Source organism: Paenibacillus paludis (assembly GCF_042610515.1).
Taxonomy (GTDB): Bacteria; Bacillota; Bacilli; order Paenibacillales; family Paenibacillaceae; genus Paenibacillus_AQ.
The window spans coordinates 192526-214969 of record NZ_JBGJZP010000007.1; the positions used below are offsets into that span (position 1 = coordinate 192526).

The 22444-nt window shown below is 49.8% G+C and carries 23 protein-coding genes; 18 read left to right on the forward strand and 5 right to left on the reverse strand.

The features are described from left to right. Positions 1-559 precede the first annotated feature (559 nt). On the forward strand, positions 560-1033 hold the full coding sequence (locus ACAN56_RS15850; protein WP_038586414.1) for a MarR family transcriptional regulator: 474 nt from the start codon (positions 560-562) through the stop codon (positions 1031-1033). A gap of 154 nt (positions 1034-1187) precedes the next feature. After that, on the forward strand, positions 1188-2423 hold the full coding sequence (locus ACAN56_RS15855) for an MFS transporter (RefSeq protein ID WP_379144050.1): 1236 nt from the start codon (positions 1188-1190) through the stop codon (positions 2421-2423). Between the two features lie 143 nt (positions 2424-2566). On the opposite strand, the gene ACAN56_RS15860 is transcribed toward ACAN56_RS15855, so the two are convergent. Beyond that, a complete protein-coding gene (locus ACAN56_RS15860; RefSeq protein ID WP_179091714.1) occupies positions 2567-3526 on the reverse strand; it encodes an MraY family glycosyltransferase in 960 nt (319 codons plus the stop codon). A 96-nt stretch (positions 3527-3622) separates the two neighbouring features. On the opposite strand from ACAN56_RS15860, the gene ACAN56_RS15865 reads away from it, so the two are divergent. Both ACAN56_RS15865 and ACAN56_RS15870 read left to right on the forward strand, forming a co-directional pair. Then, positions 3623-4306, forward strand: coding sequence for a YjjG family noncanonical pyrimidine nucleotidase (locus ACAN56_RS15865; RefSeq protein WP_379144053.1), 684 nt, complete (start codon positions 3623-3625; stop codon positions 4304-4306). A 100-nt stretch (positions 4307-4406) separates the two neighbouring features. Next, on the forward strand, positions 4407-5111 hold the full coding sequence (locus ACAN56_RS15870) for a stalk domain-containing protein (protein WP_379144055.1): 705 nt from the start codon (positions 4407-4409) through the stop codon (positions 5109-5111). 109 nt (positions 5112-5220) lie between these two features. Here ACAN56_RS15870 and ACAN56_RS15875 read toward each other — a convergent pair whose 3' ends face one another. Continuing rightward, the gene (locus ACAN56_RS15875) at positions 5221-6204 is read right to left on the reverse strand and encodes a ring-cleaving dioxygenase (protein ID WP_379144058.1); all 984 of its coding nucleotides are present in this window, start codon (positions 6202-6204) and stop codon (positions 5221-5223) included. Positions 6205-6404: 200 nt separating this feature from the next. Here ACAN56_RS15875 and ACAN56_RS15880 point away from each other — a divergent pair, with 200 nt between their 5' ends. The 12 genes from ACAN56_RS15880 (at position 6405) to ACAN56_RS15935 (ending at position 17045) form a co-directional block, all read left to right on the forward strand. Continuing rightward, positions 6405-7211, forward strand: a complete 807-nt coding sequence (locus ACAN56_RS15880) for an AAC(3) family N-acetyltransferase (protein WP_379144060.1) — start codon at positions 6405-6407, stop codon at positions 7209-7211. 149 nt (positions 7212-7360) lie between these two features. After that, a complete protein-coding gene (locus tag ACAN56_RS15885; protein WP_156130815.1) occupies positions 7361-7507 on the forward strand; it encodes a hypothetical protein in 147 nt (48 codons plus the stop codon). Between the two features lie 280 nt (positions 7508-7787). Beyond that, on the forward strand, positions 7788-8039 hold the full coding sequence (locus ACAN56_RS15890; protein WP_038586429.1) for a hypothetical protein: 252 nt from the start codon (positions 7788-7790) through the stop codon (positions 8037-8039). A 129-nt stretch (positions 8040-8168) separates the two neighbouring features. Further along, positions 8169-9587, forward strand: a complete 1419-nt coding sequence (locus tag ACAN56_RS15895; protein WP_038586431.1) for an RtcB family protein — start codon at positions 8169-8171, stop codon at positions 9585-9587. A gap of 499 nt (positions 9588-10086) precedes the next feature. After that, entirely contained in the window at positions 10087-11202 is a 1116-nt protein-coding gene (locus tag ACAN56_RS15900; RefSeq protein WP_379144063.1) for a slipin family protein, read from the forward strand. Positions 11203-11410: 208 nt separating this feature from the next. Beyond that, on the forward strand, positions 11411-12343 hold the full coding sequence (locus ACAN56_RS15905) for a manganese-dependent inorganic pyrophosphatase (RefSeq protein WP_038586438.1): 933 nt from the start codon (positions 11411-11413) through the stop codon (positions 12341-12343). Positions 12344-12565: 222 nt separating this feature from the next. After that, on the forward strand, positions 12566-13138 hold the full coding sequence (locus tag ACAN56_RS15910) for a hypothetical protein (protein WP_081965693.1): 573 nt from the start codon (positions 12566-12568) through the stop codon (positions 13136-13138). A 153-nt stretch (positions 13139-13291) separates the two neighbouring features. Then, positions 13292-13729, forward strand: a complete 438-nt coding sequence (locus ACAN56_RS15915; RefSeq protein ID WP_038586441.1) for an RrF2 family transcriptional regulator — start codon at positions 13292-13294, stop codon at positions 13727-13729. Positions 13730-13882: 153 nt separating this feature from the next. Next, positions 13883-14530, forward strand: a complete 648-nt coding sequence (locus ACAN56_RS15920) for a nitroreductase family protein (protein ID WP_379144067.1) — start codon at positions 13883-13885, stop codon at positions 14528-14530. Between the two features lie 167 nt (positions 14531-14697). Then, a complete protein-coding gene (locus tag ACAN56_RS15925; protein ID WP_379144069.1) occupies positions 14698-15399 on the forward strand; it encodes a pirin family protein in 702 nt (233 codons plus the stop codon). A 36-nt stretch (positions 15400-15435) separates the two neighbouring features. Continuing rightward, the gene (locus tag ACAN56_RS15930; RefSeq protein WP_038586450.1) at positions 15436-15765 is read left to right on the forward strand and encodes a hypothetical protein; all 330 of its coding nucleotides are present in this window, start codon (positions 15436-15438) and stop codon (positions 15763-15765) included. Between the two features lie 185 nt (positions 15766-15950). Then, complete coding sequence (locus tag ACAN56_RS15935) at positions 15951-17045, forward strand: Glu/Leu/Phe/Val family dehydrogenase (RefSeq protein ID WP_038586452.1); 1095 nt, start codon at positions 15951-15953, stop codon at positions 17043-17045. An 87-nt stretch (positions 17046-17132) separates the two neighbouring features. Here the strand turns inward: ACAN56_RS15935 and ACAN56_RS15940 are convergent, their stop codons facing one another. Then, positions 17133-17897 (reverse strand): peptidylprolyl isomerase, encoded by a 765-nt coding sequence (locus ACAN56_RS15940; protein ID WP_052092445.1) that lies wholly within the window; start codon positions 17895-17897, stop codon positions 17133-17135. Positions 17898-18037: 140 nt separating this feature from the next. Here ACAN56_RS15940 and ACAN56_RS15945 point away from each other — a divergent pair, with 140 nt between their 5' ends. After that, complete coding sequence (locus ACAN56_RS15945; protein ID WP_038586456.1) at positions 18038-19264, forward strand: MFS transporter; 1227 nt, start codon at positions 18038-18040, stop codon at positions 19262-19264. A 117-nt stretch (positions 19265-19381) separates the two neighbouring features. Here the strand turns inward: ACAN56_RS15945 and ACAN56_RS15950 are convergent, their stop codons facing one another. Further along, the gene (locus tag ACAN56_RS15950) at positions 19382-19993 is read right to left on the reverse strand and encodes a hypothetical protein (protein WP_038586459.1); all 612 of its coding nucleotides are present in this window, start codon (positions 19991-19993) and stop codon (positions 19382-19384) included. Between the two features lie 19 nt (positions 19994-20012). Next, positions 20013-20192: a hypothetical protein gene (locus ACAN56_RS15955; RefSeq protein WP_038586461.1), complete on the reverse strand. Its 180-nt coding sequence runs from the start codon at positions 20190-20192 to the stop codon at positions 20013-20015. Between the two features lie 291 nt (positions 20193-20483). Here ACAN56_RS15955 and ACAN56_RS15960 point away from each other — a divergent pair, with 291 nt between their 5' ends. Continuing rightward, positions 20484-22376, forward strand: a complete 1893-nt coding sequence (locus ACAN56_RS15960; RefSeq protein WP_197073652.1) for a sensor histidine kinase — start codon at positions 20484-20486, stop codon at positions 22374-22376. The last annotated feature ends 68 nt before the right edge of the window (positions 22377-22444 follow it).

Below are 22444 nucleotides of genomic sequence, written 5' to 3' on the forward strand. Positions count from 1 at the left end.
AAAAGTAAGTGTTTTAGGATAACTGTATTCTATACAACTAAATAAGAGGATTTTGGCATGCTGTAGGCGTTAATTGTATTCCGTACAGCTATAAATGAGGATATGCGTCTGTAACGGCCTTTCTTGCGATTATAATTGCAGGAAGTGCAACTAAGCCGTGACAAGAGATGATTTCTGCCTATTTAGTTGTACGAAGTACAATTATGGGTCCAGAGTCTAAGCTGAACCCCGTGAGCAGCAGTCAGCACCAACCCGGAAAGCAGCCGCAGTAATCAGTGCCAACTGGCCCGCCGCCGCGGGGGCAACGCAGCGCAATAAAAAAACACCCTGTAGGTTAAGGGTGTTTCAGACTGTAAACAAATAGGGTTTTGAAACGAATTATTTCTGTTTCAAAATCCTATTTTCTTTGTCAAATTTGTTGTGAATCTGTTTTAAAATCACACTATATTCCCTCCATTCGTGTATTGGTTATTTAATCAATTATTTTGACAATGTTGAAATAGAAACAAAAAATACTATATTATATTGTTAATGCACTGAGCGGGTGGGAGGACAGACCGTGAACAAAGAAGAACAGGTCATAATGGGCTTCAGGGACGTATATAACAAGATGGTTTGGCTTAATAAGGATAAGATGGAGGACAGTCTTAAGGGTTACAAGTCTTCTGAAGTACATTGCATCGAATACATTGAAAAAAACGTAGATTCCAACGTAACAAAACTTGCGGAGTCCTTTTATATGACCCGCGGTGCCATAAGTAAAATGACTAAGAAGCTCATAAAAAAAGGCCTTATCGAAAGCTACCAGAAGCAGGATAACAAGAAAGAAATCTATTTTAGGCTTACTGAGCAAGGGAAAGTAATTTATAAAATCCATGAGGACCTGCACAAAGAGTTTCAAGAGCGGGATAAAGCCGTATTTGAGCAGGTAACCGAGGAACAATTCGACAGCATGCTTAGCTTCGTAGAAAAGTATAGTAGGCATTTGGATGCAGAAATAAAAAAACTGGGTATAGATTTTAAGTCGGAATAACTTTGAATAATGAAAATGAAACCACAGGCAGCCGGGCTCTATTGAGAACGGGCTGCCTTTTTTTTGCTGTTTAATTTGTTGACAAGGAAACAAAACGGAGATATTATTTTGTTGACAAGGAAACGAAATAACAGCTTTTGAGGAGAGAATTTAAATGTCCATATTTAGATCACACAATGAACAGAACACAGAACAAACCGTAGATAAACACGCTTTAATATTCGGTCTTATCTCTGTGTTTCTTTGCGGAATAGGCTTCAGTATTATAATGCCTGTTGTCCCATTCTTAGTGCAGCCTTATACAAGCAATCCGGGAGAACAAGCTATAGTTGTTACGCTGCTGACCTCTGTTTATGCCCTCTGCGTGTTTTTTGCGGCCCCCGTACTTGGGGCTTTGAGCGACAAATATGGCCGTCGTCCATTGCTCTTAGTATGCCTTTTGGGTTCCGCAATCGGGTACTTCATTTTTGGCATAGGCGGAGCTCTATGGGTACTATTTGCCGGGCGCATAATAGAAGGTATAACAGGCGGGAGCATAAGCACGATCTTCGCATATTTTGCAGATATCATTCCTCAAGAGCAGAGAACCAAATACTTTGGATGGGTGAGTGCGATTGTAGGTGTAGGCACCGTTATTGGCCCAACTCTAGGCGGATTACTTGCCAAGTTTGGTTATGCTGTACCCATGTATTTTGGAGCAATAATAACTTTATTGAATGTTGTTTATGGATTCTTTTTTATGCCTGAGAGCCTTGGCAAGAATAATAGACTGAAAGAGATTACCTTTGTTAGACTGAATCCATTTACACAGCTTGCTAACCTGCTTTCCACAAAAAACTTAAAAAGGCTACTTGTCTCGGCGTTTTTACTTTGGATACCCAACGGATCTTTACAGGCGGTTTTATCCCAATTTACAATGGATACTTTCAGTTGGAAGCCTGCACTAATCGGTCTTGTGTTTTCAATTATGGGCGCCCAAGACATCGTTTCACAAGGTTTCATAATGCCAAAGCTTTTGACAAAACTTAGTGATAAACAGATAGCAGTTCTTGGAATGATTTCAGAGATTATAGGCTACAGTCTTATTGCGCTATCTGCTTTGTTCTCATTCTATCCTCTTTTTATCACTGGCATGTTTATATTTGGTTTTGGTGATTCGATCTTTGGGCCTTCATTTAATGGGATGCTCTCTAAGTCTGCCGATTTTAGTGAACAAGGAAGGATTCAAGGGGGGAGCCAATCTATTCAGGCTTTAGCAAGAATGATTGGGCCTGTCATTGGAGGTCAAATCTATGTATCACTTGGGTCTGCCGCACCCGCTTTTATGGGTATGATCCTTATAGCAGCGGCAATACCAGTTTTATATAAGAGAACGCAGGTAAGTATGTAAAAACATATAATAATAGGGTTTCAGAACTCAGGGACAAGTTCTGAAACCCTATTGGTCTACAGTCTGAAACACCCTGCATGTTAAGGGTGGTTTTCTTATTTCTGCGCTCGTACAAGCCCGGCAGTTTGAGTATACGCCGTCTGTTAAGTCTCGATCAGCAACAGGATGATCGAGGACAGCGACAGGCACACGCTGACCAGATAAAGCACGGCAACAACCTGCTTCTGGTTAAGACCGGCCTTGAGCAGGCGGTAATGCACCTGGGTGGCGTCGGCCTGATAGATCGATTTGCCTTGGATGAAGCGTTTGACGACGACAAAGATATTATCGAAAATCGGCACGCCAAGCGCTAATATCGGGATGAATAACGACAGCACCGTTGCCTGCTTGAACGCGCCGTCCAGTGCGATCACGGCCAGAATGAAGCCGAGGAAGGTGGCGCCTGCGTCACCCATGAAGATTTTGGCTGGTGCCTTGTTGTAGCGCAGATAGGCAAGTGTAACTCCGACGAGAGCAATAGCCATAATTGCGGAAGTAGATTGCCCCTTGGTCACAGCGACAATAAACAGGGTGACTGCCGAAATGGCCGTGAGTCCCCCGGCTAATCCGTCCATGCCGTCAGAGAAGTTAATGACAGTAGTTACGCCGAAGATCCAGATGATCGTCAGCACGAACTGCAGAATAACCGGCAGGGAGATGTAATCCCCGGAGAACGGATTAATGAACCCGGTAAAGGCATTACCGGAGAGAAAAACAAGGATCGCCGCTGCAATCTGTACGATAAACTTGGGCAGTGCCGGGAAATCCTTGCCCTTGGTTTTGTACCAGTCATCAATGGTGCCTATAGTCAGCAGCAGCACACCGCCGATGAACAGGGCAAGTGTCTCCAGTGAGAAGTCACGGGCAAACAGCAGATATGTAATGAAAAATCCGATAAATATGGCGTAGCTGGCTGTCAGAGGGATGGGCTCCCTATGTATTTTGCGTTCGACATCCTGACGGGGCTTGTCCACAAAATCAAGCCGGAAAGCCAGTTTGCTAAGCGGAGGAATCAGCCAATAGACGATGAAAAATGACACCAGAAACGATAAAACGTATAAAATGACAATCACCACCGTTGATTTTTTTAAGCAGGTCTGTCTAAATTATATCGCAGAAGCAGAACGTTTGTCGACGAAACATAAAACTGGAGGGGAATTATGAAATACGAGGTTATTTTATTTGATGCCGATGATACGCTGTTTGACTATGGAATGGCGGAAGGACAGGCTTTTCTAAATGTGTTTGCCCATTTCGGGCTGCCGACGGGGGCGGAGGAATATGCGGCCAGCTACCGCGAGATCAATCAGGCGCTGTGGAAGGATCTGGAGCAGGGGCGGATTACCTCGGCGGCGCTCAGGGTAGAACGGTTCAACCGGTTGTTTGCGCGCCACAAGCTCGAATACAGTCCGGAGGCCTTCAGCGAAGTCTACTTGCGCTTTTTGGGTGAGGGGACCTATTTGATTCAGGGGGCGGTGGAACTGTGCGGCGGGCTCACCGGCTGCAGGCTTGCGATTATCACGAATGGAATCAAAGATGTGCAGTTGTCCAGAATTCAAGGTTCGCCACTCTGCAATACGTTTGAGCAGATTATTATTTCCGAGGAGGCAGGCTCGCAGAAGCCGGAGCCCGGGATTTTCGATTATGCTTTTGCCAAACTTGGGATTACGGATAAAAGCAAAGTATTGATTGTGGGCGATTCTTTGACATCGGATATCCAGGGCGGGATGAATTACGGGATCGACACCTGCTGGTTCAATCCGTTGGAGAAAGCCAATGAAGCGGGGATTAAGCCTACATATGAAATCCGGGATCTGTCCGAGCTTCTTGGAATTATCGCCTGAAGTTGGAGGGTTAACAGGTTGAAAAGCTCTCCCGGTGTTAAATAGTATTAAGGCGCAAAATTCAATTCCACATCATTCTAATATACGGGAGAGGATTGCTATGAATAAAAAATGTCTGATTGCCACAATTGTAGCCGGCATGGCCGTAACCGGTTCTGCTGGCGTATACGCAGGAAGTAAATTGCAGCAGATCAAGGCTTATTTGAACCATGGACTTGGTATTGTTGTGGACGGAACTCCCTACTGGCTGAAGGATGCCAACGGCAAAACCTTGGCTCCGATCACCTATGAGGGGACGACGTATTTGCCGATCCGCTCCATCGCAGATGCCCTGGACGTGCCAGTTGCCTATGATGCGGTTAATTCCAAAGTGAGAATCGGCAGCGGGGCCGAAACTGGAGCAGCGTCAGGAAGCTCTGGAAGCACCGGAGGTACTGCGGGTTCCGGGAACTCCGGCAGCGGCACAAGTACTCCGGCGGCGGGTGTGAAGCGGCCTGCTAATCTGCCGAAGGATTTTCCGATTCCGGCAGATGCCGTGGTTACAACAACTTTGGATACGGATTCGGGCGGAGTCATGAAGGCCTCCTTTACTTATATGACCCAGGAGACATTGGCTACGATGGGGTTCGTGTATAGTGAATATGCCCGGATTAAACGGTCGGAGAATGCATCAGAGACGGTAACTGCAACAACTGTGAAGATTACCGGCAAACTGGGCGGAATCAGCCCGGTCTCCATCTCAGGCCGAGCTTCGACAGCACAGCCCGGCTATAACGTTTTCACCGTTACCTGGTCGGATATTTAAATATCCAGCTGCAGAATTCAGCAGTATGAACAAAGCCGCATTCACAGAGAATGCGGCTTTGTTATATAAGAGGCGTGCCTCAGTATTTAAAAACTAACAGACAGCCGGATTAAGACTGCTGGCGGGTATCAAGCGGCTTCAGATGAGCTTCAATCTGTGCGCGCTTCGATTCCAGAAACGGCGGCAGGGCAAGCGATTCTCCCAGGTGCTCAAGCGGTTCGTCCGTGGCAAAGCCCGGACCGTCCGTAGCCAGCTCGAACAATATGCCATTAGGCTCGCGGAAGTAGAGGGAGCGGAAGTAGAAGCGGTCAACGAACCCGGAATTGGGCAGCTGTACTGTGCGGATGCGCTCGATCCATTGCTTTAATTCCTCTTCGTTGTCCACGCGGAAGGCCACATGGTGTACACCGCCCCGTCCGAGATGTTCCTGGGGAAGGTCATTGCGTTCCTCCAAATGCACCTCTGTGCCGGAACCGCCTTCTCCGGTTTCATATACAATGATGTCCGGCTGCCCGGCTGCGGGCGAAGGATAGCTGCCTTTGCGGCGGAAGCCAAGCAGATCCTCCAAGACTAATGCGGTGTGTTCCGCTGTTTCAACGGTTAAATGTGCGGGGCCCAGACCGACAATGGCATGCTCTGCCGGAACAGGACTCTTATCCGAGGGCTTGCCGCCGGGCACGCCCTGGTTGTTCTCATCCGAGACCAGATTGAAACGCTGTCCCTCAGGATCACGGAAGGCCAATGTCTTGCGGCCGCCCCGCTCCGTTATTTCATCATGCTCTACGCTGAACTCGGTTAAACGCTGTTTCCAATAATCAAGCGCCTTATCATCCGGCACACGCAGTGAAAGGGCAGAGATGCTGTTATTGCCGTCGCGGTTGCGTCCAGCATTCGGAAGCTCGAAGAAAGTCAATTCTGTCCCCGGATTGCCCAGCTCATCCCCGTAGAACAAATGATACACGGAGATGTCATCTTGGTTTACGGTCTTTTTAATCAGGCGCAGACCAAGCACTTCGGTGTAAAATTTGAAATTTTCCGGTGCTTTCTTTGTAATCGCGGATACGTGGTGAAGTCCTTTTAATGTTAAACTCATGGTATATTACCTCCTGTTAGTTGACTAAGCATGTATTGGAATCGTTCGGTTCATATGGAAATCGGATAGAACACAACGGCGAGTATACAAATTTGAACTTTTGTGAATATTATTAAGTTACTATAATTTTATCAGTTAATAACCTAATTTGCAATAGAGGATTTATGATCTGTACAATTTCGTGAAGGAGAGAAGCAAAAATGCACACCAAAACAGGCTTGTTTGAACAGTTGAAGGCACTTGAAATCAACCCGTCGGGGACACTGCTCGTTCATTCTTCGTTAAAAAGCATCGGTGAGGTGCAGGGAGGTGCAGACACGGTACTGGATGTGCTCAGTGAGTATATGAAGGACGGGCTGTTTGTGCTGCCGACACACACCTGGTCGTATATTAATGCCACTAATCCGCGATTTGATGTATTAAACTCCCCTGTCTGCGTCGGGATTTTGCCGGAATTGTTCCGCCGCCGTCCGGGAGTGATCCGTTCCTGGCATCCGACCCATTCCGTGGCTGCCCTGGGCAAGGATGCGCAGGCGTTCATTGCCGGAGAGGAAAGCCGGGATACGCCTTGCTCACGGGATTCAGTCTATGGTAAGCTGCTCGACCGCAAAGCTGACATTATGCTGCTTGGCGTTGATTTACGGCGGAATACGTTCATCCATGGAATCGAGGAATGGGTGGATATTCCCGGCAGAATGACAGATGACCATGAGCTGCTCTACACGATTACGCCCGAAGGCGAAGAAATCGCCGTGCCTTCCCGTAGACATTGCGGACTGTCCTGGTCGCAGCATTTTTGGAAGGTGGAGCAGGTGCTTCAAGCGGGCGGTGCTTTACGCAAGGGCAGCTTTGGGGATGCCGTGGCAATGATCTGCGGCACAGTAGAAACGACTGAAATCCTAAGCCGGATGCTGGCTGTGAATCCCGATCTCTTCTCGGATAACGAACCGCTGAACGGCGAAGCAGTGCCAGAGGCGCTTCCGAAGACCAAGAGTCAGATACCTTGATGACTGCATAGTGGCTGAAAAACCTTTGTCTGTGGGCTTCAACCGCGATCTTAAGTTCAAACTATATAGCGGTTGACATCATCTGGAATAACATGGTAAGCTGGCAATAAATTTACGGGTCGGAATGGGCCAGGGGGGGTGCAGGAACAATGATGATACTAAATCGCTTTGAACAGAATGATCAAACAGGCTTCAGCGAGAGAATTCTATCCGGTGATGAGCCATCATTTGTCTCCTATAGTGACGATACGATTGTATTGCGCAGCTCCCCCTTGCTCGGCAGTATGCAGGCATAACCTGCAACTGTACACAGAGTTTTTGGGAACCCAGGCTGCGTATCTCGCAGCCTTTTTCTTTGGCCTTTTGACGGCTGGGGGAAGAGGCGGCGGAACGCAGTCTTTTTGTAGATATAAAAACTTATATGCTTCACGCTATAAATTATCCTTCTATTTCTCGCTGAAACGGATACCGTCCTTTTGTGGAAGGCAAAGCCGTTTCCACTTGTGTATGAGCTAGCTTACCCTAAATTTAAGCATTCCAGCACGGTTGAACCCATTCGTGAAAGGAGAGAGAACCATGAACGCAAAGATGAGTTGGCATGAACAATTTATAAAAAAACAGAGTCAGGAAAAGAAACAGGAGCAACCGCAACCGCTACAGCTATCGCAGCCGCAGGATCCCGCCTGCCCGCTATATGCTGTTCATCGAGATGAGCGTTATGTTTACTTGTCCGGCGGCATCTATCCTCCCGGTATCTCTCCTGCGAGGCGTAAGACAAGGGGGATTCCGATTGCAGAGCGCAGCATGGCTGCGCCGCTGCAGCTATGAGGAACAAGAGCTGAGGCTGCCGGATTACGCTGGATTTTGCTGCTCCTGAAGAGGACGGCGAACCGCGTGAACCGGCAGTTTTTTATTTTGGGGTCGAAAAATAAGCTTTACGTTCAGGAGGAGAATGAAATGAATTGGAACAGCAAAACCCATGGCGGCAATCATTATGAGCTGGAGCTTCCGCACGGAGCGCTGCATGTGTTCGCCAACAAGGAAATTTACGGATCGTTTGAAGACAAAATCTTTGAGATGGCTGATAACAACCTGCGGATTCCGCGCAATAAGTATATGGGTTACACCCCCGATGCGCATGTGGGCGTAGGAACCTGCATCGGCACCACGGCAGTCTGGAATATGAAGGACGGTATGGTCTCCCCTTCGATTGTCGGCGTGGATATCGGCTGCGGGATGCGGGTACACACCACACCGCTGCTCAAGAAGGATTTGCAGGACAAAGCGGTCCGCCGCAAGCTGATTGAAGCGATTGAAAAGTATGTGCCGACGAACGAGCGCGTCAACAGCAACTATGCCGACATCGACATTATGGAGGTTGTGCGGAACGGCCTAAATGGCCTGCCCGATAAATATATTCCTTCGCCGCAGTGGATCACGCATGTGGAGGAAAGTAATTTCCGCTATGACCATGCGGCGCTGGAGCAGCTGCCGCCCAAAATCCGCAAGAATGCCCACGGACAGCTTGGCACACTGGGCAGCGGCAACCACTTTTGTGAGATTCAATATCTGGAGATTGCTGAGGAGCATAAGGAGCTGGCGGCGAAGTGGGGGCTGTTTGACGGCGGGGTTGTCGTGATGATTCATTCCGGCTCCCGGGCCTGGGGCGCAACGGTGGGCCGGGAGCATACGAAAACCATTAAGGAAGCGATGCATCTGTGGGGCGTAAGTAATCCTGATCCGAACCTGAATTACGCGCCGATCAGCAGCCGGGAAGGGCAGGCCTACCTGAACCTGATGTACTCTGCGCTGAATTTTGCCGTAACCAACCGGCATATGATCGCTTTCGGGGTGCAGGAAGCTTTCCGGGAACTGTATGGGCCGCAGTTTGAAATGCCGGTGTTGTATGACCTGATGCATAACTACGCGCTGAAGGAGTTCCACCGCGGCCAGCCGATGCTGGTGCACCGTAAAGGGGCAACCCGTGCGCTGCCGCCAGGCCATTTCCTTAACACACCTGTGTATAAGGACACAGGACATCCCGCACTGATTCCCGGCTCCATGGGTACCTCCTCGTACATCATGCTCGGGCGGGAGGAAGGCTTGAAGAACTTCTACTCCATATGCCACGGCGCGGGAAGAGTGCGCTCCAGAAGAGCTACCCGGCTGGCAGTGACAGTTGATGAGTTCAGCCAGTCACTGAAGGTGGGCACGGAGGAGGAGATCATCGTCAACCACCGTTCCCTGGAGACGATTCTGGATGAATGCCCGCAAGCCTATAAGGATGTGGACCAGATCATCGACAGCATTACGGGTGCGGATTTAGCCGATGTGGTCGCGAAGTGCAAGCCGATGGCTGTAATTAAAGGAATTTAGCTTTATTAATGAGGTACTTACAAATTATAATAGATTTGGGTATTTACGATCTGCGTGCTTAGCGGGGATTTCTGATGATCCCGCAGTGCCCGCCATTGTATGGCCGGGTATACTGCAGAGCAGATCCGGGACTTATCCTCCTTCGGGGTTCGAATCCCCATCGCCTTATAAGCGACTTTGGTAAAATTTGAGCATTACACATGAGTAGACTTTGCCGGAGATTCTCGGCCTGTCCTTCGGGCAGGTGCCGGAAGCGCTGCTATGCAGCCGGCGGATACCGGAGCCGGGAACGGGCACGGATAGAGGGCCAGGCATTGCATAACTCTTCAGGTTGCAGGCGGGCCAAGATGTTATGCCGTGAACCCTTCCTTCGAGAACTTGCCTCTCCCGCTCCTTAAGACCGGCTCCGCAGCCGCAGCCGGGAGAATCTCCTTGCCGGGGTCGACGATCAGAGGAGCCGCCTCAAGTCAGAGAATCAAGGCGGATTCGGGAGGAACTAATGTTAAATAAAATCACGATTGCTGCCGATGAACGCGGACTACTGTTCAAGAAAGGCAGCTACGACAAATATTTAGAGCCCGGTACATACTGGTTGACAGGTTTTACAGATCAGAAAATCGAAAAGTTGAAATTAAGCGAGCCGTTCAGCGTCCCCGGCAAAGCGTTGAAAGTTTTCATCCAGGACGAAGTGCTGGTGCGTGACCTGGAGATTGTGAACGTAACCGATTATGAATATGTGCTGCATTATGAGGACGAAAGATTCCGAACCTTGCTTCCTCCCGGCCAGCATGCTTTCTGGACGAAGCTGAGCACGCACCGGTTCATCCGCGCCGATAGCCGCCAGCCGGAGATTCCGGCGGAGATTGACCGCTCCATCCTGCCGTGTTTTCCATATGCAATTCAGAGCTTTGAGGTAGCCGCACATGAAATCGGCATTCTTTATTTCAATAACATGCTGCAGCGGGAGCTGCCTCCGGGCAAATATGATTTCTGGAGAGGTCCGGTGAAGGTGGCGGTAAAAACCGTTGACCTGCGCCAGCAGCAAATGGATATGACCGGTCAGGAGATGCTGACAGAGGATAAGGTTAGCCTCAGGCTCAATTTTGTCTGCCAGTATTCGATTGTGAATCCGCAGCGGACGCTGGCGATCAAATCGGTGGAGGAACAAATGTATATCAGCCTGCAGCTCTTGCTCCGTGAATACGTCGGCAGCCTGAAGCTTGATGATCTGCTGCGGATGAAGCAGGAGGTGGGGGCTTTTGTACTCTCCCGGCTGCAGGAGCAGAGTGAAGGGTATGGTGTACAGTTCCACTCCGCCGGAGTGAAGGATATTATTCTGCCGGGAGAGATCAAGGATATTCTCAATACCGTGCTGCTGGCGGAGAAGAAGGCACAGGCGAATCTGATCACCCGGCGCGAAGAAACAGCCTCCACCCGCAGTCTGCTGAACACGGCAAAGCTGATGGACGAGAACAAAACGCTATACCGTCTGAAGGAGCTTGAGTTTCTGGAGAAAATCAGTGAGCGGATCGGCAATGTCTCTTTGGTCGGCGGAGGTACGCTGGCGGAAAGGCTCGGCCAGCTGCTGATCCATGACGGTGACGGGAAGCAGTAGTACGGCGTTTTTATTCTGCATTTTCATTTCCCTGACTGCCGGATAACCTGCCAGCGGACTTTTTTCGTAGGCGGGTTATTCTTGTATAAGCATACAATTTATAAGCATAAATGGTGACCTCAAACTTAAGTTCTGCCGCACAATCTGGCTAGTCCCTATCAATGTATGGTATATTATTCTCACAAAAAACAAAGTAAGGAGATTGGAAATGGAAAAAACATTGATCTTTGGACACAAAAATCCGGATACGGATACGATTTGTTCAGCAATTGCTTATGCGGCACTGAAAAAAGAACTGGGCTGGGATGCCGAGCCGGTTCGTCTGGGAGAAGTAAGCGGCGAGACGCAATTTGCGCTCGATCAATTTGGAGTGGCAGCTCCGCGTCTGGTAGAGAATGTGGCAGGCGAAGCTAAACAGGTTATTCTGGTTGACCATAATGAACGGCAGCAAAGCGCAAATGATATTGATCAGGTGCGGGTTGTTGAGGTTATCGACCATCACCGGATCGCCAACTTTGAAACGGCTCATCCGCTGTACTACCGTGCCGAGCCGGTTGGCTGCACAGCAACAATCCTGAACAAGCTGTACAAAGAAAACGGAGTAGCGATTCCGAAGGAAATCGCCGGTCTGATGTTGTCCGCCATTATTTCCGATTCTTTGCTGTTCAAATCGCCAACCTGCACCGGAGAAGATGTGGCAGCTGCGCGTGAGCTGGCTGAAATTGCCGGTGTGGATGCAGACAGCTATGGACTTTCCATGCTTAAAGCTGGAGCAGACCTCAGCGACAAGAGCATTGCACAGCTGATTTCCCTGGATGCCAAGGAATTCAAAATGGGTGAATACAAAGTGGAAATTGCCCAGGTAAATGCGGTGGATGTGAACGATGTGCTCTCCAAGCAGGTAGAGCTGGAAGCTGCGCTGAACACGATCATTGCTGACAAAGGACTTGATCTGTTCCTGTTCGTTGTTACAGATATCCTGAACAACGATTCCGTAGGTTTGGCTCTGGGCCGCGTTGCAGGTGCTGTAGAGCAGGCTTATAATGTAAAGCTGGATGATAACAAAGCTATTCTGAAGGGTGTAGTTTCCCGCAAATCGCAAATCGTGCCAGTGCTTACGGAAACGATTGCCAAGCTGTAACAATTGCATGGAAGACTGGACGTTGTCCTGTTCCTAATCATATGATTTCAGAGAAACCGGCTGTGCCATCCTTAACAGGACGGGGCAGCCGGTTTTTTTGGCAATACACATCTGCCGCCGTTTGGATCTACCAAATATTCGGCTATACTGTTTTCTAATATTATGCAACTAATTGCCTTCTGAAGGGTATAAACAGCATAGTCACAGAGAGGGGGATCAAGAATGGGGAAGATGAAAAAGAAGGTTTTGGCAGCCGTTTGTATAACGATGATTTCAGGCGGAACCATGCTTTATGCCGCGCCCGGCAAACCGGATATAGCGGTCTATTTGAACAATGTGCTGCAAAAACAAGCAGGATTATCAGTTGATGGAGAGACCTATCTGCCGGCCCAGCAGCTGGTTGGGGGGCTGCAGGCGCTTATGTTCTGGGACGAATCCGCCAAGGCTGTCCGTGTCTATAAGCCGAATGTTAACATTGCGTTGCTTGATGATCAGGGGAAGATCTTTGGAAAGGTCAGAAGCGGTGTCAGCAATAAATTTTCGGTCTTGGTGCAGGTGGACAGCCTGAAGACGGATATATCGGATTTGAAAATAATCATCAGCGACCCGGAGGGCAAAACAGAAAATATTGATGCCGCGTCGGTCAAGGACAAGAAGGACAGCTTCTGGTTCAAATCCGCTGAGTTCTCCAGCACCTTTAGTGCAAAGGGAAACTATAAGATCCAGGTGTATCTGAAGGATACTACTTCCAAGGAATGGGCGGTTGTTTCTGAAATCCAAATTTCTACAATCTAAACGAAACGTACGGATATCAAGAAATTTCCGGTTCCGCGAACGGCCAAGCTCTCCCGAGATCGTATTGCGATGCCGGCAGGGCTTTCTCTTTGCCAAAACTGGGGATGGGCTCTATACTAAGCTTACATGAATGTGCCGAAAGGAGCGGGAATAATGACAAAAACGCGAAACAGCGGAGCTCTTCAATATAAATCGTTTGGACTGGTATTGCAGGCGCTTGTGATCCTGGCGAAAAAGGGCGACACCTGTTCAAGCTGCGAGATCGCCGAGCTTCTCTCGTCGGAGGCAACGCTGTTGAGACGCACGATGGCGAAGCTGACCAGAGAGCATATCCTGGTGACCCGGGAAGGCAGGGATGGCGGATATTTGCTGAACCGTGCCCCGGAGGAGCTGACGCTCGCGGAAATATACCTGGCGCTGGAAGTGGGGGAATCCCGCAATAAAGCGGTAAAAGATACGATGTGCATCAATGCTTTTGGAGAGCAGATGAAGGCGGCCTGCGGAGATGTTTTGGAGGAAATGGATCGCAGTGTGCTTGGCGTGCTGGAGCAGTACACGCTTGCCGATATGGTGCGCAAAGCAGGTTGTTGACAGGATTCATTTATTTGAATTATACTGTGCATATTAAAATACAGTTAAACGCATCATGATGAGTTGCCGCAGGGAGAGTATATTTTTTTGCTTTTAACTGTGTGTTAATAAACACAGAATATAAACCGGATTAGGAAGAGGAGGAGTAGTGTGATGTCAACGGAATTGAAAACGGAAGTGGAATTTAACAAGGTGATCCGCGAACGGCATTCGGTGCGCAAATATGATCCATCCTGGAAGATTTCCGAGGAGGAGCTCAAGGAGATTCTAGGAGAGGCGGTTCTGGCACCATCCTCCTCCAATCTGCAGCCATGGCGGTTCATCGTCATTACGGATCAGGAGCTGAAGGCACAGCTGCTGCCTATCGCCAACAACCAGCAGCAGACGGTAGAAGCTTCTGCCGTTATCGCCGTGCTTGGCGATTCCGAGGCATACCGCAATGCAGAGGCTATTTACGAGTACGCGGAGGCTGCCGGATATGTGACTCCGGAAGTGGGAGCTGCCATGGCGAAGAGAAGCCGGGATGGATATTCCAGCATGCCGGTTGAGGTGCTGAATAACATCGCGCGTGTTGACGGCGGCCTGGTATCCATGCAGCTTATGCTTGCAGCCAAAGCGAAAGGTTATGACACTGTGCCTATGGGCGGCTTCAACCCTGATGGCTTCAGAGAGCTGTTCCAGATCCCTGAGCGTTATATAACAGTGATGCTGATTGCTCTGGGCAAGGCAGCGGTGGAAGGACGGCCAACCGTCAGATTGCCGCTGGAGCAGGTTACCCATTGGAACGGATTTCAGGGTTAAATAGCTTCACCTGTCAAGGGAAGCAGGGGCTGGTCAGCGTAAGCTGGCCGGTTTTTTTGTTTTGCGGTGCTTTCTGCTAAAATATTGTTAGCAGATGCTTTCGAAGTCGGTTTTGTTCGAAGCAGATCTTTGAAGGAATGCTCACAAAACTTTCAGGAGGGGATCATATGATTCAAGTCTATCCGGCACAATCCGCCCACCGTTTTGATCATGGCTGGCTGCAAGGCAGCCACAGCTTCTCGTTCGGTGATTTCTATGATCCTAATAATACCTCGTTTGGTCCGATGCGCGTCTGCAACGATGATACCATCGCACCGGGCAGGGGCTTCGGCGCCCATCCGCACAGCGACATGGAGATCGTCTCCATCGTGCTGTCCGGCAGGCTGCGCCATGAAGATAATTTGGGCAATGTAGCAGAAACAACCTTCGGCGGCATTCAGCGCATGTCGGCTGGAACCGGCGCTATTCATACGGAGCATAATCCTTCGGACAGCGAGCCGGTACGGCTGCTGCAGCTGTGGTTCATGCCGCGTACCCGCGGAACGGCACCTTCTTACAGCACCGGCCGATTTGATCCGGCGAAGCTTGAAGGAAAACTGCTGCCAGTGGTGGCTGCAGAGCCTTCGGAAGAGGTCGTGGGTATTGCCCAGGATATGACGATTTATCTCGGCCGGGCGGAGGACGGCCAGGTATTATCTTTTCAACAGGAGCAGAGACGGCGCATTTTTATATATCTAATTGAAGGAAGGCTGAAGCTGCAGGGGGATGTCGAGCTGCTGCCGGGGGATTCGGCACGGATTGAAGAGGTCAGTGCCTTAAGTCTTGCCGCTGCAGAGAATACCCTGGTTATGGTGATTGATTTACCGTAGCTGCTTACGAAGTACAGTTACAAGGAGGGACATATAATGGCGCAGCAGGAGAGAGTGCTGGTTAAGCATTCGGTAACAGGACGTTTGCTGGTCAGCAGCACGGACGGCCCGGCCTATACGTTTGATCCGCAAGGCGAATTGACGGTAATTACGATCTGCGGGGTAGCTTCCGATAAAGGGGCAGCAGTGGTGGAGCTGAAGTCCGAGCTCAATGTGTTCCGCTTCGAGGAGCCTGCGGAGGGGCCGGTTATCAAGCATTGGTATTATGTAGGCGACAACGCGGTAGATTACGACGCCTCTTCAGGATGTCTAACGATAGCGGTCCAGTCCGAGATTGAGTACCGGCCCGACCAATATTGGGAATAGCGGAGTCAATCTGATATTTCTTTGACTAATATCACATCACAGGTGAAGTTAGTGTCTGGTAAAGTCGTTTTTTTCAAAAAATCCACGGAGAGAGGACAAATGATATTGACAATCCGCTCCTGGTGTACTAGCTTTGTTATGAAACGTAACACGACCAAAGAGATGAGATAGGAGAAATGAACAAAATGGAATTGTTTGCAGCAATGCAGCGGGACGATTACGAAGAGCTATTGTTTTGTCAGGATAAGGCATCAGGGTTAAAGGCGATCATTGCGATTCATGACACAACACTGGGGCCTGCACTGGGCGGAACAAGAATGTGGACTTATGCTTCCGAGGAAGCGGCGATTGTCGATGCGCTGCGGCTGGCCAAAGGTATGACGTACAAGAATGCTGTGGCGGGGCTAAATCTCGGCGGCGGGAAGACGGTGATTATCGGCGACCCTAAAAAAGACAAAAACGAGGCGATGTTCCGGGCCTTCGGCAGATACATACAAGGTTTGAACGGCCGTTATATCACAGCGGAGGATGTAGGCACCACGGAAGAGGATATGGATATTATTCATCAGGAGACGGATTATGTTACCGGGATTTCGGCCACTTACGGTTCTTCCGGCAATCCTTCACCGGCTACAGCTTTCGGGGTGTATCAAGGGATGAAGGCCGCAGCCAAGGCGGCTTTTGGCAGTGATTCGCTGGCTGGTAAGACAGTGGCAGTACAAGGTGTAGGCAACGTGTCCTTTACACTGTGCAAATATCTTCACGAAGAAGGAGCACAGCTTATTGTAACGGATATTAACAAGGAAGCTGTGGCCCGGGCAGTAGAGGCCTATGGGGCCAAAGCAGTTGATCCTGCGGACATCCTCTCAGTAGCTTGCGATATTTATGCCCCTTGCGCACTCGGTGCAACCATTAATGATGAGTCGCTGCCGCTGCTTAAGGCGAAGGTTGTCGCAGGTGCGGCCAACAATCAGCTGAAGGAGCCGCGTCATGGTGATGCCCTGCACGCTAAGGGCATTGTTTACGCGCCAGACTATGTCATTAACGCCGGTGGCGTAATCAACGTTGCCGACGAATTGAACGGCTATAACAAGGAACGAGCCTTTAAGAAAATTGCCAAGATCTATGGCAGCATTACCCGTGTGCTGGAGATTTCACAGGCCAATGGAATACCGGCTTATGCCGCTGCAGACCGCCTGGCAGAAGAGCGGATTGCCCTGCTGCGCACAAGCCGCAGCACGTTCCTGCGGAATGAGCATCACGCCATCAGCAGAAGATAACGTTTCTTCTATATAAATAAGCAAAAGCCCATTTCCGGTTAAGCGGAGATGGGCTTTTGGCTTTCAGAGCAGATGAAACTTCAAAGGCTACTGTACCTTCTGCGGTTCCGGATAAGTGACGCCGAGCGTATCTACGGTAACCTTTTTCATCACCGGAGGTGCTTCCGGGCGGTCCGAATCGTCACGCGGCAGGTTGACGATGGATTCCACTACCTCAAGACCCTCTGTAACTTTGCCGAAAGCTGCATAGCTTCCGTCCAGGCTCGGATAAGCGGCTGCCATAATAAAAAATTGCGATCCGGCAGAGTTGACATCCTGGCTTCTGGCCATCGAAAGAACACCCTCTGTATGCAGCAGGTTGTTGGTGAACCCGTTGCCGGAGAATTCGCCGGAAATGCTGTAATCCGGTCCGCCCATACCTGTACCGTCAGGATCGCCGCCCTGAATCATGAAGCCGGGAATCACCCGATGGAATATGGTTCCGTCGTAAAATCCCTTTTTAATGAGGGAGATGAAATTATTGACGGTATTTGGAGCGACTTCCGGATAGAGCTCTGCTTTGATAATGCCGCCGTTATCCATCTCTATAGTTACGACCGGGTGGCTGGCTGTTGCAGAAGGGACGCCTTCGGTAGCCGCAGCAGCATCTTCTTTTTGCGGAGCGGGGCTGGCTTCACTGTTTGCAGTATTGCCTGACGTTTTGTTGTTGCCGGAATTCACCGCTTCATTGCCGTTAGCCGGTTTGTTGCCGCATCCGGCTACAATGATCAGCAGGAGTGTCATCATCAGAAGGATGACGGGTTTTTTTCTTGTTAGCTTCACGTTCGTAATCTCTCCTTTTTCCTTGTTCATCTCATGTTCTTCCACATTATCATACCTTCTTTGTCCCACTTCTTGCAAAGTGAGGTGTGAGGGCCGGGATTGGCACAAGTTCAAAAGAGGGGTAGAATAGGTAGATGCTTCCAAGGTATAACAGAAGGGATGTGTGCTTCATGCAGTTTTCGTGGAAGCGGAACCTGATCGTGCTTTGGGTGGGTGTTTTCTTTTGCAGTACGGCATATTCGATCTCGATTCCGTTCCTTTCAATTTTTTTGAGTGACCAATTAGGGGTCACGAGTCATTTGGAAATTTGGTCGGGGGTCAGCTTCGGCATCACCTTCCTGGCCAGTGCACTAATTTCGCCTTATTGGGGTTCACTGGCTGATAAATATGGCCGCAAACCGATGCTGATCCGCTCGGGCTTCAGTCTGGCGGCCTTATACTTAATTAATTTCTTCGTCCATGACCCATATGTATTTCTGATAGTACGGATTTTTCAGGGCCTGCTGGCAGGCTTTGTTCCGGCAGCCATCGCCATGGTGGCCACCAATACGCCCGAGGATAAGACCGGTTATGCGCTGAGCATCATGTCGACTGCGGGAGCTACCGGCAGCATCATCGGACCGCTCATTGGCGGCGTAGTGAGTTATTATACCAGCAACCGCAGCGCCTTTTTGTTCTCGGCGGCGATCGTTCTGGTCTCGGCCCTAATCGCTACTTTCTTCGCCAAAGAGGAGAACTACGACCGCTCTGCACCCAGATCACGGGTCAGGGATGACATCCGGGAGGCGAGAAACAACCGCGCCTTTATTACCCTGCTGTCACTGGCCGGCATCAGTACTTTTTCGGTAATGATCCTTGAACCGCTGCTGCCGATTTATTTGCTTGATATGGGCATTTCCAAAAGCACCGCTACACTAAGCTCGGGAATTGTATTCTCCGCCGTAGGGATTGCTACTGTGATTATGGCACCGCAATGGGGGAGAATAGGCAGCCGCAAAGGCTTCGGACTTGTCCTGTTTATTGGCCTGATCGGCGGGGGGATTGGGAACATCCTTCAGTATTTTGTCTCAGGTTATGTAGAGTTTGCGGTACTGCGTTTTGCCTATGGCCTGTTCTATGCCGGAGTGCTTCCTTCGGTTAACGCAATGATAGTCCAGACCATTGAACCGGGATTCCGCGGGCGGGCATTCGGACTGAATCAGGCGGCTTCGCAGCTGGCAACGATGGCCGGTCCGATTATCGGCGGCTTGCTCGGCGCGTTCATTCCCATCCGCTGGGTGTTTGTCATCAACGGTGTGATGCTGCTGGTAGCGGCGGTGCTGGTGAAGACCCGTAAGCTGGAGGCGAAAGTCATCGCAGCCCGTCATGCTGGAGAACCGGTAGCGATGCAGAAGTAGCATGCCGGATTACGCTGCCGTAAGGTCCGGATTAGGATAAGCTGTCGGCTTGGTCCATTCTTAATGGAAAAAGCACCGCCGGAACAACTTCCGGCGGCGCTTGGCGTCAGTCCTACATTATTCTTCTTCTCCGTTCGATCCGTTCAGGACATCGGTCCCGGGCATTACATCCAGGGGAGGTGAGGCAGGGTCCACAGCAGTTCCGGGCTGAAGCTCGTCGGCGTCGGGAATATCCTCCAGTGGCAGATCCTCTTCCTCATCGTCCAGAATTTCGTCGTCACCGGCATAATCAATGACGCTGCCCGTCAGTCCTGCAGCCCCGGCGGCTAAGACGGCATCGGATTCAAGTAGCTCATCCCGCCCGGTTCCCGGTGAAGCGGCTATCTCTCCGTGCCGTTCAGCCCGCGGACGAAGAGCAGGTTCAGGTGCACTGAGGCCTATGTCAGCAGCCAGAATGTGGTCTTCTACGAGCGCCGGATCGGCACCGTCATCCACTACGCCATCGAAATCAATGGGAGCGGCACCGACGGGTTCATGGCTGGTAAATGCAGATTCGAGCGGCCGTCTGTCTTCCTGATCCGTGCCGCTGCCGCTTGTGCTCTGTTCGGTAATCGTGCCGAGCGGACGCAGTTCTTCCAGCGGAATATCCTGCTCCGGGGAGCGTTCTCCCATCTTTGTATAACGCTCATATGCAAAATCGGCTTCAGTTTTATTAAATTCATTACCCATAGCCGTTCAACTCCTTTGCTTAAGTCTGTCCCTTTTTAGGAACAGCATGGTCAATTGCTGCTTGCTGGTCGTCGTCCGGCAGGGCGCCGGGAAATGACCCTTCCTGAAACAGGCCGAACTGTTCATCGATATCCCGCTCGGTTACCAGCCCATCTTCATCAGAGGGTTGGCCCGCGGTGATGTTCTCCTTCTTGTCCATAGCCTATCCTCCTCGACTTCTATAATAGTTCTTTACCCGTTTATCCGGCGCCGAATCTGTTACACCCCGGAGCAGCTTGTCCATTAGAAATTAGAACGGGTATAGAGGAGATTCTTAGCCTGATCTTAATATATTCAATCCAGGCGCCATTTAACCGTGTAACCAAGGGTAAACTACTTAATTCGAGGTTTTTTGCAAGATTAGGCAGGTATAGTGCGAAGGTTGTCGAAAATAAGAATCATATGAACTATATAAATACCACTAATGATTTATTGAGGAGCCAAGATGAAGTTGCCATCATCAAAGAGAGTAGTTGCGATATTCATGCTGCTGCTTTTGATCGCTATAGTGCCTATCGGTATCGTCATGGAGTGGGACGAGCGGTCAGGCGTTGCCTTGCCGGAATGGGAGCTGAAGTGGGGAAGTTCAAATATACAGGATGTTGAAGAGGCTGCGTCTGCACCTGATGAGGATTGGATAAAGCAGACAGCAAGTTCATCCAGGCCGCTCACCAATGAAGGGATGACAGGAGCCTGGATACGCTTCACTTTACCTCCGACAGCGGCAAATTCGGCACTGCTTATAGATAAAGTGTATGGAAATACGCTTAAAGCTTACAAGAATAACGTTCTTATTTACGATTCGGCAGATATGGTCAATTATAATGGCAGCAAAGTGCTGATTCCTTTGTCAGCAGAAGATAAAAGCGGCCAGCTTTATTTGTGGAGCAGCGGCGGCAGCAAAGATTTCGGTATAGAAGGCGGCATCAGGGTAGGGAATTATGACAAGCTCCTTGCCCATTATGTTAAACAGAATCTGATCGATCTTGTCATCGGTGCGGCCCTAATATTTATGGCTGTTGCGCTGTTGATGTGCCTGCTGTTTTTCAGGCTGGAATTTTTCTCGGGCGGCTTATGGCTTGTGCTTGTTATAGCTTCCTTCGGTATGCTGCTGATCACCTACTCACCTTTTTTGCAGCTCGTCTTGCACGGCCATGACCAATGGATTGAGGTTTGTTTTGATCTGGCTTTACTCATACTTCTGCCGGCATTTACCTTGTATTTTGAACGGATATTCGGACGTGGAAAAAGTCTGTGGCTGGTCCGGTTTCGTAATTTTCAACTGCTTTATTCGGGATTCAGTCTCGGCTTTCTGCTGCTGAATATATTACTTTCCTACCGCTTGGATCACCTGTATAGACTGATGAGTGTTCAAGTGATCGGCATCATGATGATCCTGCAATTCTTTTACTTGCTGGTTTTTGCGGTTATTCATGCTCTTAGAGGCAACCGGGAAGCTCTTATCTTCACGATAGGCTTTGTTATTTTCGCGGTTCCTTCGCTTAGTGAGCTGATCCTGTACTTTTCATCCACACATAGATACCATTTGTATTGGTGGAAATGGGGAGTGGTTGGGTTCCTCCTTTCTCTGATCATTATCCTCGGGAGAAGGCTGGCCCGGAATTATGAACAGACCGTGGAATACTCCCGGGATCTGGAGAAATTCAACAACGATCTGCAGCGCTCGGAGAAGATGGAGATCATCAGTGAGCTCGCTGCTTCGGTTGCCCATGAGGTTCGCAATCCGCTGCAGGTAACCCGGGGTTTTCTGCAGATTCTGGGTGAACGCTCCGGCAAGAAGGAAAAGGAGTACCTGGAAATGGCAATGGAGGAGCTGGACCGGGCTTCCTTGATTATTACGGATTTTCTGACCTTCGCCAAACCGGGGCAGGAAACCGTGGATGTATTTGAGGTTTCGGAGGAACTGAAGCATGTGTCCGGCATTTTGATGCCACTGGCCAATCTGCAGGGTGGTGAGATAGAGCTCCGCCTGCAAAGCGATCTTCAAGTGAAGGGCAGCGCCTCCAAGTTTAAACAGGCTTTTATCAATTTGATCAAGAACAGCATTGAATCGCTTCAGGAGGATGGGCTGATTCAAGTAACCGCCTGGAAATCAGGTCAGCATATTATTATCAGTGTGCAGGATAACGGGGAAGGCATGAGGGTTAGCGAACTTGCCCGGCTGGGAGAGCCGTACTATTCGAATAAAACCAAGGGAACAGGGCTCGGGCTCATGGTTACCTTCCGTATTATAGAAGCGATGGACGGGTCCATTCAATTTCACAGTACAAAAGATGAAGGTACCGAAGTGATTGTTAAATTGCCATCAGCCGGAAAAATTTAGAATTTTTTTGGTAAATTTCGTTTTTATGAAGGGATAGGCAACGGCCAGCGCGAAATAATACCAATACA